Origin of the sequence: Janthinobacterium sp. ROICE36, assembly GCF_002869965.1 — a bacterium.
GTDB lineage: Bacteria > Pseudomonadota > Gammaproteobacteria > Burkholderiales > Burkholderiaceae_D > Janthinobacterium.
In genome coordinates this window covers 35,609-48,904 of record NZ_PEBS01000008.1, presented here as the reverse complement: position 1 = coordinate 48,904, position 13,296 = coordinate 35,609, and the positions used below count along the sequence as shown (strand labels likewise).

The 13,296-nt window shown below is 61.1% G+C and carries 14 protein-coding genes and 1 tRNA gene; 9 read left to right on the top strand and 6 right to left on the bottom strand.

What is annotated here, in order from left to right:
• The first annotated feature begins 76 nt into the window (after nt 1-76).
• Nucleotides 77-1,480, top strand: coding sequence for a sodium:solute symporter family protein (locus CSZ94_RS05225; RefSeq protein WP_102120536.1), 1,404 nt, complete (start codon nt 77-79; stop codon nt 1,478-1,480).
• Between the two features lies 1 nt (nt 1,481).
• Here the strand turns inward: CSZ94_RS05225 and CSZ94_RS05220 are convergent, their stop codons facing one another.
• The 3 genes from CSZ94_RS05220 to CSZ94_RS05210 all read right to left on the bottom strand — a co-directional run bounded on the left by CSZ94_RS05220 (nt 1,482) and on the right by CSZ94_RS05210 (nt 5,233).
• Nucleotides 1,482-2,876: a GntP family permease gene (locus tag CSZ94_RS05220; protein WP_102120535.1), complete on the bottom strand. Its 1,395-nt coding sequence runs from the start codon at nt 2,874-2,876 to the stop codon at nt 1,482-1,484.
• A 132-nt stretch (nt 2,877-3,008) separates the two neighbouring features.
• Nucleotides 3,009-3,085, bottom strand: a tRNA-Pro gene (locus tag CSZ94_RS05215).
• 54 nt (nt 3,086-3,139) lie between these two features.
• Complete coding sequence (locus CSZ94_RS05210; RefSeq protein ID WP_102120534.1) at nt 3,140-5,233, bottom strand: AsmA family protein; 2,094 nt, start codon at nt 5,231-5,233, stop codon at nt 3,140-3,142.
• Nucleotides 5,234-5,353: 120 nt separating this feature from the next.
• Between CSZ94_RS05210 and CSZ94_RS05205 the strand changes: the two genes are divergently transcribed.
• The 3 genes from CSZ94_RS05205 to arsH are packed head-to-tail and all read left to right on the top strand — an operon-like array spanning nt 5,354 to nt 6,880.
• On the top strand, nt 5,354-5,725 hold the full coding sequence (locus tag CSZ94_RS05205) for an ArsR/SmtB family transcription factor (RefSeq protein WP_258000786.1): 372 nt from the start codon (nt 5,354-5,356) through the stop codon (nt 5,723-5,725).
• Entirely contained in the window at nt 5,722-6,144 is a 423-nt protein-coding gene (gene arsC / locus CSZ94_RS05200) for an arsenate reductase (glutaredoxin) (RefSeq protein WP_102120533.1), read from the top strand. Before CSZ94_RS05205 ends, arsC begins: the two co-directional genes overlap by 4 nt.
• Nucleotides 6,145-6,154: 10 nt before the next feature.
• Nucleotides 6,155-6,880, top strand: a complete 726-nt coding sequence (gene arsH, locus CSZ94_RS05195; RefSeq protein ID WP_102120532.1) for an arsenical resistance protein ArsH — start codon at nt 6,155-6,157, stop codon at nt 6,878-6,880.
• Between the two features lie 50 nt (nt 6,881-6,930).
• Here arsH and ispB read toward each other — a convergent pair whose 3' ends face one another.
• Nucleotides 6,931-7,920 carry an octaprenyl diphosphate synthase gene (gene ispB, locus CSZ94_RS05190; RefSeq protein ID WP_096234007.1) on the bottom strand — a complete coding sequence of 330 codons (990 nt, stop codon included), beginning with the start codon at nt 7,918-7,920 and terminating at the stop codon, nt 6,931-6,933.
• Between the two features lie 304 nt (nt 7,921-8,224).
• Between ispB and rplU the strand changes: the two genes are divergently transcribed.
• From rplU to proB, 5 genes are all read left to right on the top strand, one after another.
• Entirely contained in the window at nt 8,225-8,536 is a 312-nt protein-coding gene (gene rplU / locus CSZ94_RS05185) for a 50S ribosomal protein L21 (protein ID WP_038500602.1), read from the top strand.
• A 40-nt stretch (nt 8,537-8,576) separates the two neighbouring features.
• Nucleotides 8,577-8,849 (top strand): 50S ribosomal protein L27, encoded by a 273-nt coding sequence (gene rpmA, locus CSZ94_RS05180; protein WP_010395157.1) that lies wholly within the window; start codon nt 8,577-8,579, stop codon nt 8,847-8,849.
• Between the two features lie 113 nt (nt 8,850-8,962).
• Complete coding sequence (gene obgE / locus CSZ94_RS05175) at nt 8,963-10,072, top strand: GTPase ObgE (protein ID WP_096234008.1); 1,110 nt, start codon at nt 8,963-8,965, stop codon at nt 10,070-10,072.
• 13 nt (nt 10,073-10,085) lie between these two features.
• Nucleotides 10,086-10,496: a hypothetical protein gene (locus CSZ94_RS05170; protein WP_102120531.1), complete on the top strand. Its 411-nt coding sequence runs from the start codon at nt 10,086-10,088 to the stop codon at nt 10,494-10,496.
• A gap of 27 nt (nt 10,497-10,523) precedes the next feature.
• On the top strand, nt 10,524-11,642 hold the full coding sequence (proB, locus tag CSZ94_RS05165; protein ID WP_102120530.1) for a glutamate 5-kinase: 1,119 nt from the start codon (nt 10,524-10,526) through the stop codon (nt 11,640-11,642).
• A gap of 76 nt (nt 11,643-11,718) precedes the next feature.
• Here proB and nth read toward each other — a convergent pair whose 3' ends face one another.
• Nucleotides 11,719-12,366 (bottom strand): endonuclease III, encoded by a 648-nt coding sequence (gene nth, locus CSZ94_RS05160; protein WP_102120529.1) that lies wholly within the window; start codon nt 12,364-12,366, stop codon nt 11,719-11,721.
• Entirely contained in the window at nt 12,363-13,121 is a 759-nt protein-coding gene (gene rsxB / locus CSZ94_RS05155; protein WP_258000785.1) for an electron transport complex subunit RsxB, read from the bottom strand. The genes nth and rsxB overlap by 4 nt, the downstream gene beginning before the upstream one ends.
• Between the last annotated feature and the right edge of the window lie 175 nt (nt 13,122-13,296).

Here is a 13,296-nt window from a genome sequence, read left to right as displayed (position 1 = left end):
ACCGATAGATCCGGCATGCGGCAGGGAAAGCTTTCTTGAAAAATAAGAATAAGAAAAGCAGACTTGGAGTAGACGAATGGAAAACAGATTAATCATCATCGCTGCGGTCACGGTGGGCTATTTCGCCCTCATGTCGTACATTACCTACAGCGTGCGCAAGCACGCCAATAGCGCCGAGGGCATGACGGCGGGCGGGCGCAATTATCCCGCCTACCTGATCGGCGCGCTGCTGCTGTCCGAATTCATCGGCAGTTCCGTCAGCATCGGCACGGCGCAAAAAGGCTATGAGCTGGGCATTTCCGCCGCCTGGAACCTGGTGGCGCTGTCGCTGGGCTTCTTGTTGCTGGCCATCGTGCTGGTCAAAAAGTACAAGGAAAGCGGGCAGTCGACGATTTCCGGCATCCTGGCGCAGACGTATGGCGAACCCGTGCGCTATGCCGCATCGATACTCACCATCGTCGCGCTGGGTATCGTTGCCGTGGCCCTGTACGCCAGCGGCGGCGCCGTGCTGGCGGCCGTGCTGCACATCAATAAAACGGTCGCCATCTTGCTGGTGGGCGCCATCACCGTGATCTATGTCAGCCTGGGCGGCATGCGTTCGGTGGTGTACACCAATTTTTCCCACTCCATCGTCAAGTACCTGGGCGTGATCCTGGCGCTGGCATATGCGCTGGAAGCCTCCGGCGGCATCGGCGCGCTGCAGGCGCAATTGCCGGCCAAGATGTTCAACTGGGTCGAGATCGGCTGGGGCCAGATCATTGCCTGGATGATCGGCGGCATCGGTTCCATCTTCGCCACGCAATACGTGATCCAGGCCCTGGTCAGCACGGACAACCCGGCCGTGGCCAAGCGCGCCTGTTATTACGTGTCGTCGCTGATGATACCGTTCGGCCTGATGGCGGCCCTGATCGGCATGTGCAGCGCCGTGCTGTACCCGGGCATGAAGTCGATCGACGCCTTCCCGACCCTGATCGCCCACATGCCGGCATTTTCCGCCAGCATCATGATCGTCGGCCTGGCCGGCGCCCTGTTCGGCGGCATTTCCGCCACTACGCTGGCGTCGGCCACCCTGGCCATGAAGGATTTTTATGATCCCTGGTACAACAAGGCGAAGAACGATGCGAAATCGCTGGTGTTCCTGCGCATCGCCATCGTCGTGGCCGGCCTGCTGCCGCTGGTGCTGGCGCTGTATGCGGAAAAACTGCTGATGATCGCCTTCCTGGGCAAAGCCCTGCGCGCCACCCTGGCCGTGCTGGTGCTGATGGCCTTCTATGCGCCGAAATTCGGCACGCCGCGCGGCGCCTTCATCGGCGTGATCGTCTCGGTGATCGCCACCATCGGCTGGTTCCTGGCGGGCAATCCGTATGGCGTGGATAGTTCCTACCTGGCACTGGCCGGCCCGCTGCTGAGCATGGGCATCAGCCATTTGTTCAAGCCGGCGCAGGTGTTGGTGAAACCGGCATCGTCGTCGCGGCTTTAGGTTAGACCAGCCCCGTCATGTAATAGACGGCAATGACGAGGAACACGGCCACCGTCTTGATGACGGTGATGCCGAAAATGTCGCGGTAGGACTGGCGGTGCGTCAGGCCCGTGACGGCCAGCAGGGTGATCACGGCGCCATTGTGCGGCAAGGTGTCCATGCCGCCGCTGGCCATGGCCACCACGCGGTGCATGACTTCGAGCGGAATGTGGGCTTGCTGCGCAGCTTGAATGAAACCGTCCGACATGGCGGCCAGCGCGATGCTCATGCCGCCCGAGGCCGATCCCGTAATGCCGGCCAGGGTCGTCACGGAGACCGCTGCGTTGATGAGCGGATCGGGTACGCTGCGCAAGGTATTGCTGACGGCAAGGAAACCGGGCAGGGCCGCGATGACGCCGCCGAAGCCGTATTCGGATGCCGTATTCATGGCCGCCAGCAGTGCGCCACCCACGGCCACCTTGGTGCCTTCGGCAAAGGCGGCGCGGATGCGCCCGAAGGCCGTCACGCACACGAGCAAGATGCCCAGCAATAAAGCGCCCTCCACGGCCCAGATGCCGGTGACGGAGCCTATCGACGTCGCCACGGGCGCGTGCAAGCCGGGCAGTGCGTCGGCTGTGAGTACGTAACTGGCGCCATACCAGTGTGGAATCAGCTTGGTCAGCGCAAAGTTGGCCACGCCCACCAGCACCAAAGGCGCCACCGATAGCAGCGGATGGGGCAGCTCGCCACCGCCGGTTTTGGCCTGTTCCGCTTCCACTCCATACCCTTCGCCCGTTGCCATGACGGAACGCCGGCGCCATTCCAGGAAAGCCAGTCCCATGCTCACCGTCAGCACGGCGCCGATGGTGCCCAGCCATGGCGCAGCCCAGCCGGTCGTGTTGAAAAAGGTGGTGGGGATGATGTTCTGGATTTGCGGCGTGCCGGGCAGGGTATCCATGGTGAACGAGAACGCGCCCAGGGCGATGGCGCCCGGCATCAGCCGCTTCGGGATATTGCTTTGGCGATACATCTCGGCTGCAAACGGATACACGGCAAACACCACGACGAACAGCGACACGCCGCCGTAAGTCAGGGCCGCGCACACCGCAACGATGACGGCATTCGCGCGCGCACTGCCGATATAGCGGATGGCCGCCACGACGATGGACTGGGAAAAGCCGGACAGCTCGATCAGCTTGCCGAACACGGCGCCGAGCAGAAAGACGGGGAAATACAGCTTGATGAAGCCCACCATCTTTTCCATGAAAATGCCGCTGAAGACGGCCGGCACGGCGGACGGATCGGTGAGCAGCACGGCACCGAGTGCGGCGACGGGCGCAAACAGGATCACGCTATAGCCGCGGTAGGCGGCCAGCATCAGGAAGGCCAGTGCGGCCAGAACTATCAGGAAAGACATAAGACCGGGGCCCTTGCGCGATGAAAGTGTTTAATTAATCAATTGTTCAATTAATATCATACTTCCAGCGCGCACGCCAACGCGCAGGTCAAGGTGTCAGCAGTCGATGCCGGCCGGGCCTAGCGGAGGGGCTGGTCGGGGTGAGAGGATTCGAACCAGCGCCCTCTGCTTCCCGAACGCAGCGCTTTACCAGGCTGAGCCACACCCCGCTTTCCTTCATTACAGCAGATGGCGGGGCGGCTTTCAAGCGGCTGCGTCACAGCCTATTTCTTTTCCTGCTGGGCCTTTTTGATCTCCGCTTCGCTGACTTTTTTCGCCGGTGCCTTTGTCGCCGGTGAAGTGGGGGCCTTGCGCGTGGCGTTCGCTTGCGCCATGACGGCGGCGCAGTCCGTGTCGGGGGCTTTGTCGATGTTGACGAGCGGCAGCAGGGCGGCCAGCGGCGTCACCATGGTAGCCAGCGCCACGGCGGCGCCGGCTTTCAACGCCAACGGGCCTTTTTGCGGGCCCACGTCCGGGTTCTTGAACGTGCCTTTCGCATACAGCGGCGTGCGCAGGGTGATGATGCGGGCGCCCTTGGTGCGCGGGCGCACGTCGAGGTCCAGGGTTTCGCTTGCCAGGTTGACGTTGCCCGTGACATTCACGACGGCCGTGTCCGTGTCGAGCACGAAGCGGCGCACGTCGGCCTGGCCATTCGTGACGGCGAAATCGCTGGCCAGGCAGTTCAGGTGCACCTGCTTGTCGCCGAAGATTTTCACGAAGACGGCATTGGCCAGGTTCAGGCCGGCCAGTTCCAGCATGAACTGGCTGACGGAGCCTTCGCTGACGGTGGCCGCCAGCTCGCCATTCGCGCTGGCCAGCATGGCCGAGACGGAATTGCCTTGGCCCGTCAGTGCCGCGTCGCCATACACTTCGCCGAAGCTCGCTTGCATCGATTGCAGCTTGGGAAATAGTTCGCGAATCTTGAGGTGGCGCGCCGCCACCTTGGCTTGCGCGGCGATGGTCTTTTGACGGCCATCGAGCGTGATGTTCGAGGTGATGTCGCCACCGGCCATGCCGAAGTTGAGGGGCGTCAAACTCAGCACCTTGTCTTTCATGTGGATGTTGGCGACGACGTCGTTGAATGGAATGTCGTGCGTACGTACCAGTTTCTTGCCGGTGAATTTCACGTCGGCATCGAGCGCATTCCATTTTGCTGTGTTGAACTGTTCCACGGGCAAGGCTTTATTGTCGGGCTGCACGGCAGCCTTGCCGCGCGCCTGTTTCTGCGCATTGCTGTGGGCGCCAATGGTGGGCCCCAGGTCTTCCAGGCGCAGCTGCTGCGACGTCACTTCGCCGCGCAGCAAGGGACGGGGCTGGCGCGGCAAGTATTGCAGGGTGCCGGCCAGGTCGCTCTGGCCCACCGTGCCCTTGAAATTCTCGTAAGTCCAGTGCCAGTTGGCGCCGTCCTTCTTGCCCAGCAAGCGACCCTTGGAGGCGTAGTCCGGCGTTTCCGGCAGCAGCACGCCCGTCAGCGGATACAGGTCGGCCATGCTGGCACCGGCTAGGCTCAGCTGCAAATCGATGCCGGACAGCGAGCGCGGGTCCGTCAGGGTGCCATCGATGCTGGCCTTGTTCTTGCCCAGCACGGCATGCGCCTGCACGGGATAGAGCGTGTTGTTATCGGTCAAGGACAGCACGGCGCCGGCCTTGCCGCCGCCCGTCACGGGCGCCTTGCGGTAGCTGCCACCGAGGGTAAAGGCGATGCCGTATTTCTCCACGGGTGCGCTGCCTGGCGCATCGCCCGGCGTGGCGTCGGGCGCCGTCGAGCTGATCTTGGCGCGCACGTCGAGGGCGATGGCCTCGTCTAGGTAGCGGATGGCGCCGTTGCCAAAGACCATGCGCTGGATTTCCACTTCCCACGCTGATGGGCCATTGTCTTTCAAGGTCCAGCTATTGCTGCCATCGGCGCGCCGCTGCAGGGCGATCTGCGGCGCATCCAGCGCCAGGTCCGTCAGCACTACCTTATGCTGCAGCAGGGGCAGCGGATGGATGGCCACGTCGATGCGTTTCGCGCTGGCCAGTTGCGGGCCTGCCGTGGCCCAGCCCGGGTTGCTCATGCGCACGTCTTGCGCGCTGATGACAGGGCGCGGCACATAGCGGCGCCAGCCCGTCTCCGTTTTCAAGCCCTGCCGCCATTGCACCTGCAGATCGCCGCCGATGACGAATTCGCGGCCCGTGCTTTCCGACACCTTTTGGTTGATGTAGGGGCGGGCGCGGTTCCAGTCGAAAGTCAGCACGAAGATGACCACGATGGCGATCAGGGCCAGCAGGGCGGCCAGGCTCCAGCCGAGGATGTTGAGCGGGGTTGAGGGTGTCATGGTAAGCCAATCGCAATGATTTTTTCATCAAGGTAGACCAATAGGCCATGGAGGTCGGTGCGCTGGCTTACGTAAGGGCTGTCGCTTGAAATGATTCCATAATTCGAGTATTATTGAATTATGGAAAATGAAAAGACAATAGCCAGTCAGGCGACACCGCTGACGAGTGCTTCCGCCATCGTGGCCCTGGCCGCGCTGGCGCAGGAATCGCGGCTGGCCGTGTTCCGCTTGCTGGTGCAAGCGGGGGCGCAAGGCATGGCCGCGACGAAAATCGCCGAGGCGCTGGCCATTGCGCCCTCGTCGCTGTCGTTTCACCTGAAGGAACTGGCGCACGCCGATCTGCTGACGGCGAGCAAGGCGGGCCGCTCCATCATCTATGCCGCCAACTATGCGGGCATGAACGGCTTGCTGCTCTTTTTGACCGAGAACTGCTGCGCCGGCGCGCCTTGTTGCGTCAGCGAACCACATTTACCAAAGGAAACGACGACATGACGATCACGATCTATCACAACACGGCATGCGGCACCTCGCGCAATACCCTGGCCCTGATCCGCAACACGGGCGTCGAGCCCGTCATCATCGATTACGTCAAGCACCCGCCTTCGCGTGAAGAACTGGTCGACCTGATCAAGCGAGCGGGTCTGTCCGTGCGCGCGGCGATGCGCGACAAGGGCGCCCTGTACGAGGAACTGGGCCTGGCCAATCCTGAGCTGAGCGATGCAGCCCTGCTGGACGCCATGCAAGCCCATCCTGTTTTAATTAACCGCCCCATCGTCGTCACGGAACGGGGCGTGCGCCTGTGCCGGCCGTTGGAAAAAGTGCTGGAAATCCTGCCGCTGCCGCAGCAAGGCGCCTTTGCCAAGGAAGAAGGCCAGGCCGTGGTGGGCGCCGACGGCAAGCCGGTGGCTTGAGAGGTCGGCCATGGAGGATCTACCCAACATCAGCGCCGCCCACCTGGACTTGCCCAGCGTGGACAAATTGGCACCGGTCACGCTTTCCACCCACGCACCGCGCATCCTGCTGCTGTATGGTTCCTTGCGCGAACGCTCGTACAGCAAGCTGCTGACGCTGGAAGCGGAACGCATCCTGCGTCATTTTGGCGCCGACACGCGCGTGTTCGATCCGCACGGCTTGCCCATGGTCGACAGCGTCTCGCCCGAGCATCCGAAAGTGCAGGAACTGCGCGCGCTGTCGCTGTGGTCCGAAGGGCAAGTCTGGTGCAGTCCCGAGCGCCACGGCGCCGTCACGGGGGTCTTCAAGTCGCAGATCGACTGGCTGCCGCTGGAAACGGGCAGCGTGCGGCCCACGCAGGGACGCACGCTTGCCGTGATGCAAGTGTCGGGTGGTTCGCAATCGTTCAATGCCGTCAACGGCTTGCGCGTGCTGGGGCGCTGGATGCGCATGGTCACCATTCCGAATCAGTCCTCGGTGGCCAAGGCCTATCAGGAATTCGACGATGCGGGCCGCATGAAGCCGTCGCCGTACTACGAGCGCCTGGTCGATGTGATGGAGGAGTTGTACAAATTTACCCTGCTGGTACGCGACCGCCGTGATTACCTGGGCAGCCGCTACAGCGAACGGCTGGAAGCGGAGCCGGCCATCGTGCAGGAATTGGCGGGCGCGGCGATGGAGCATGAACGGCAGTAATAAAAACGGCGCCATCGGCGCCGTCTTGTATTGTATAGAGTGAAACGCGATCAGTGATTGCGGTCCACGGCAAACGAGCACAGTTGCAGCATGGATTGCTTGTAGACGCTGTCCGGCCAGCCGGCGATGGCATCGGCGGCGCGCTGGCCGGCGATTTCCGCCTGCTTGCGCGTGTAGTCGAGTGCGCCGCTGCTGGTGATGGCGGCCAGGATGGCGTCGAAATGCTGTTCGTCGCCTTGCTCGATGCAGCTGCGCACCAGTTCGCGCTGTTCCGGCGTGCCGTTTTCCATCAGCCAGATCAGCGGCATGGTCGGTTTGCCTTCGCGCAAGTCGTCGCCCACGTTCTTGCCGATTTCGGTGGCGTCGCCAGCATAGTCGAGCACGTCGTCGATCAGCTGGAAGGCCGTGCCCAGCGAGCGGCCGTATTCGGCAGCCGCCTCGATATCGTCTTCGCTGGCACCGGCGATCAGGGCGCCCAGTTGCGCCGACGCTTCGAACAGCTTGGCCGTCTTCGAGCGGATGACGTTCAGGTAGCTCTCTTGCGTCACGTCCGGATCGTGCATGTTCAGCAACTGCAGCACTTCGCCTTCGGCGATCACGTTGGTGGCGTCGGAGAGGATTTGCATGACGCGCATATTGTTCAGCGACACCATCAGCTGGAACGAGCGCGAGTGCAGGAAGTCGCCCACCAGCACCGAGGCCGCATTGCCGAACAGGGCGTTGGCCGTCTGGCGTCCGCGGCGCATCGACGATTCATCGACGACATCGTCGTGCAGCAGGGTGGCGGTATGGATGAATTCAACCACGGCAGCCAGTTCATGGTGCGCCGTGCCGCGATAAGCGTGGGCATTGGCCACCAGCAAAATCAGCACGGGACGGATGCGTTTACCGCCTGCACTGATGATGTATTCAGCGATCTGGTTAATCAGAATCACGTCGGAGTGCAGTTTTTGGCGGATCACCGTATTGACTGCGTCCATATCGGCGGCAATCGTTTGCACGATGGTGTTTTGGTTAACGTGTTTGTTAGCGTCAGACAAGGCGAACCTGCATTAGATTGTGGGTGCGGCGATTATACGACAAGGCTTGCGCGAACGTGATGTTTGCCTATGACTGTAGAGCAATTGTTTGACCTTGTTGGCACTGGCGCGTGCTTTTCTGTCCGCCTGGCGCAAGCCTGACATGATGGTCAGGTTGTCGACATACCACGATCATCAAGCTTTGTGAATAGTTTTTGACGCAATTTCTCAGTCCGTGTATAATCGCTGGTTCCCCCTGTTGTGTACGGCTTGCTTTGCGTGGCAGTGGGACAAATTCTTTCAACATTTGATGAGGTTTCAAATCATGTACGCGGTCATAAAAACCGGTGGCAAACAATACAAAGTTGTCGCTGGCGAAAAACTTAAAGTAGAACAGATACCGGCAGACATTGGTTCCGAAATCACCATCGATCAAGTTCTCGCAGTAGGCGCGGGCGACACCATTAAATTTGGTGCGCCATTGGTCGAAGGTGCAACGGTACTGGTTACGGTTGTGGCGCATGGTCGCCATGATAAGGTCAAAATTTTCAAGATGCGTCGTCGTAAGCATTACCAAAAGCATCAAGGCCATCGCCAGAATTTTACCGAAATCCAAATCGTTTCGATCAACGGCTAATCGCCGCTGTTTGAATTAATCAGCTATCAAGGAGTCTTAAATGGCACATAAAAAAGGCGGCGGCACAACGCGAAACGGCCGTGATTCAGAATCAAAACGTCTGGGCGTTAAAGTCTACGGCGGCCAAGCTATCAATGCTGGCGGCATCATCATTCGTCAACGCGGCACGCCAGTGCGCGCCGGCGAAGGCGTAGGCATGGGCAAAGACCACACCTTGTTCGCGCTGATCGCGGGCAAAGTGAAGTTCGTTGTCAAAGGTGCTGGCTCGAAGCAATTCGTGACCGTTGTACCTAACGCAGCAGTACCAGCGTAATTCATCGCGGGGCGCCAGTTCGCTCCGCCGTGATCGCATGATGTAAGGCGCAAGCCTTCAATCGAAAGGCTCTGCCCAAGGTAGAGCCTTTTTAGTTTTATGGCGGCAAAATTATGAAGTTTATCGACGAAGCAAAAATCGAAGTCATCGCGGGCGATGGCGGCAACGGCTGCGCCTCTTTCTGCCGTGAAAAATTCCGGCCTTTCGGCGGTCCCGATGGCGGCGATGGCGGCAAGGGCGGTACCATTTGGGCAGTCGCCGACCGCAATATCAACACGCTCGTCGATTTCCGCTTCTCCAAAATGCACAAGGCTCGCAATGGCGAGCCTGGCCGTGGCGCAGATTGCTATGGCAAGGGCGCCGATGACATCCATCTGCGCATGCCCGTCGGCACCTTGATCATCGACAACGCGAGCGGCGAAATCCTGGCCGATTTGACCGAACACGGCCAGACCGAAATGCTGGCCAAGGGCGGCGAAGGCGGCTGGGGTAATATCCACTTCAAGTCCTCGACCAACCGCGCACCACGCCAAAAAGGCGAGGGCAAAGAAGGCGAACGCCGCGAACTGCGCCTGGAACTGAAAGTACTAGCCGATGTGGGCCTGCTGGGCATGCCGAACGCCGGCAAGTCGACGTTCATTTCGGCCGTCTCGAACGCGCGCCCAAAAATTGCCGATTACCCATTTACCACCCTGCACCCGAACTTGGGCGTGGTGCGCGTGTCGCACGAGAAGAGCTTTGTGATCGCCGATATTCCCGGCTTGATCGAAGGCGCTTCCGAAGGCGCGGGCCTGGGCCATCAATTCCTGCGTCACTTGCAGCGCACGGGCCTGCTGTTGCACATCGTCGACCTGGCGCCGTTTGAAACCAACGTCGATCCTGTCAAGGAAGCCAAGGCGCTGGTCAAGGAATTGAAGAAATACGATGAATCGCTGGTCGACAAGCCGCGCTGGCTGGTGTTGAACAAGCTCGACATGGTGCCGGAAGAAGACCGCAAGAAGCTGGTGAAGGACTTCCTCAAGCGTTTTGCCTGGAAAGGTCCCGTCTTCGAGATTTCCGCGCTGAACCATCAAGGTTGCCCGGAACTGGTGAATGCGATTTATCAACATCTGGAAGCGAAGAAACACAGCGAAAGCCGTGCCGAAGAAACGCAGATGACCGAAGAAGCACGCGGTATCTCGTCGATCGACCCGGATGATCCGCGTTTCAAGATCCTCGATTAAGAGCCTTACCCTGATGTCGGTACAGGCGGTCGCTGTCGCATCCTCGCGCAAGCAAGCGTGGCAGCGCCGTGTATTACATCTGATCGCGTATGCTTACGGGCTGAGCGCGGTCGCCTGCCTGCTGTTCGCCGATGAGTTGGCGGCCGGCATGGGCATCTTCCTCAATGGCGTCAATGGCTACAGCCAGTTCTACGCCTCCCATGTCGGTGTCTGGGGCGCTACCGCGCTCCTGGCGCTGTTCGCATCACGGCAGGGCGAACCGCCCATCCTCGGCGATATCACTGCAATGTTGGTCCTGGCGCAGCCCGCCGGCCGTTTGTACGCGGCCATCAGTTTCGGCTTGCCCCAGGGTTTTGTGTTGTTCATGTGCGCAATCGAACTGACGGTGGGGCTGGCCTTGCTGCTGCTGCGTTCTGCGCGCTGACGTCTATTAAGTGAAGAGCGCCGCCCCATGGATTCCGTGATTCAAAAAGCTACCCGCATCATCATCAAAGTCGGCTCTTCGCTGGTCACCAACGATGGCCGCGGACTCGACCATGCTGCCATTGCCCGCTGGGCTGCGCAGATTTCCGGCTTGCGCGCCTTGGGCAAGGAAGTCGTGCTGGTCAGTTCCGGCGCCATCGCCGAAGGCATGCTGCGCCTCGGTTTCGAGCGGCGCCCCACCGATATCCACGAATTGCAGGCGTGTGCCGCCGTTGGCCAGATGGGCCTGGCGCAGATCTATGAAAGCAGCTTCCGCGCCCACCAACTGGGCACGGCGCAAGTGCTGCTGACGCACGCCGACCTGGCAGACCGTGAACGCTATCTGAACGCCCGCTCCACCCTGACGACCTTGCTGCGCCTGGGCGTGGTGCCGATCATCAATGAAAACGACACGGTCGTCACCGATGAAATCAAGTTCGGCGACAACGATACCCTGGGCGCGCTGGTGGCCAACCTGATCGAGGCCGATGCGCTGGTCATCCTGACCGACCAGCACGGCCTGTTCTCGGCCGACCCGCGCAAGGACCCGAACGCCTACCTGATCACGCAAGGCGTGGCGGGCGATCCGGCCCTGGAAGCGATGGCCGGCGGCGCCGGCAGCAGCCTGGGGCGTGGCGGCATGCTGACGAAAATCCTCGCCGCCAAGCGCGCCGCCAAGTCCGGCGCCCATACGATCATCGCCTGGGGCCGCGACAGCGATGTGCTGAGCCGCCTGGCTAGTGGCGAAGCGATCGGCACGGAATTGCGCGCGCAAACGGGGCAATTGACGGCGCGCAAGCAGTGGATGGCCGATCATCTGCACACGGCCGGCGCCGTCGTGCTGGACGCGGGCGCCGTGCAAAAGCTGCGCCAGGAAGGCAAGTCCCTGTTGCCGATCGGCGTGACGGGCGTGAACGGCGAATTCGGCCGCGGCGCCGTCATCACCTGCGTCGATGCCGACGGCGTGCCCGTGGCGCGCGGCTTGTCGAACTACACGAGCGGCGAAGCGCGCCGCATCATGCGCAAGCCCTCCACCGAGATCGAGGCGATTCTCGGCTACATGGAAGGCCATGAGCTGATTCACCGCGATAATATGGTCTTGCTGTAAGTTGGAATACGCGCGTAGCGTTATGCCGACCTGCAATACGATGGCCCCTTGCGGGCCATTTTTTTTGCAAGCAATCCTACACCACGGCCGGCATCGGCGATTTGCTCTTGTAATCGCACAGGTCGGCAATCATGCAGTTCCAGCATTGCGGTTTGCGCGCCGTGCACGTGTAGCGGCCGTGCAAGATGAGCCAGTGGTGCGCGTCGTGCAGGAATTGCTTGGGTATGAATTTCAGCAGTTTTTGCTCGACGATATCGACATTCTTGCCTGGTGCGATGCCGCTGCGGTTCGAGACGCGGAAGATATGCGTGTCGACTGCCATGGTTGGTTCGCCAAATGCCGTGTTCATGACCACATTCGCCGTCTTGCGGCCCACGCCGGGCAAGGCTTCCAGCGAGGCACGGTCGCGCGGCACTTCGCCGCCGTGCTGATCGAGCAAGATCTGGCAGGTGGCGATGACGTTCTTCGCCTTGGTGCGGAACAGGCCGATGGTGCGGATGTAGCTGGCCAGCTCGTCGACGCCCAGCGCCAGTATCGTGGCCGGCGTATTGGCGACCGGATACAGCAAGCGGGTCGCCTTGTTGACGGACACGTCCGTCGCCTGCGCTGACAGCAGCACGGCGATCAGCAGCTCGAACGGCGTCGTGTATTCAAGTTCCGTTTTCGGCGAAGGATTGGCGGCGCGGAAGCGTGTAAAGATTTCCAGGCGTTTGGCAGCATTCATGCGTCTTTTTTCGGGGTGGTGGGGGCTGGCTGGGCGGTGTCCGTGCTGGCGGCGGCCTTGGCGCGCGCGCGCTCCATGGCGGCGGCGATGATGGCGCGCTTGCGCTCTTTTTCCGCCTGTTCGTCGGGCGTGACGGGCACTTCCTGCGTCACTTCCTGCATCTTGGCGACGGCCTTGGCGGCCAGGCGCGCGTCGTTGGCCTCGCTTTCGCGGCGCAGCCGCTGCGTGCGCAAATCGTGGCGCGCGCGCGCGTCGTCGGCGTCCATCTGGCTCCAGGCATCCCAGCCGGTGGCGTCGCCGCTGACGGGATACATCACGATGCAGTCGACGGGGCAGGGCGCCACGCACAGGTCGCAGCCCGTGCACAGGCTGGTCACCACCGTATGCATCTGCTTGGCGGCGCCGACGATGGCGTCCACGGGACAGGCCTGGATGCACAGGGTACAGCCGATACAGAGCGATTCGTCGATGTAAGCGACAGATCGCGGACGTTCGAGGCCATTCACGGGATTGAGCGGAATGACTTTCTTGCCCAGCAAGCCGGCCAGGCGCACGATGCCTTGCGCGCCGCCCGGTGGGCACTGGTTGATGTCGGCGCTGCCTGCGGCAATCGCTTCCGCATACGGGCGGCAGCCGTTGTAGCCGCATTTGGTGCATTGCGTTTGCGGCAGCAAGTCTTCGATCTGGTCGGCAAGGGAGGGAGAGGCGGGATGCGGCACGGTCATCTTCCATGGTAAAACGTTATTATCGACCATCTCGGCCGCCTGCAAGTAAAAACCTGTGTCGTGAAACGGGATAGCGTGCGCTGTAGCTGGCTGTTGCAGGCGCGCCGCAATCGTATTTTATTTCCCACGGGAATGTCAAAGTGTAAATAAACAACTTTGAAATTTCTTTTTTTTTGTGGGAGCATGATTTTTATCAAGTCAGTGA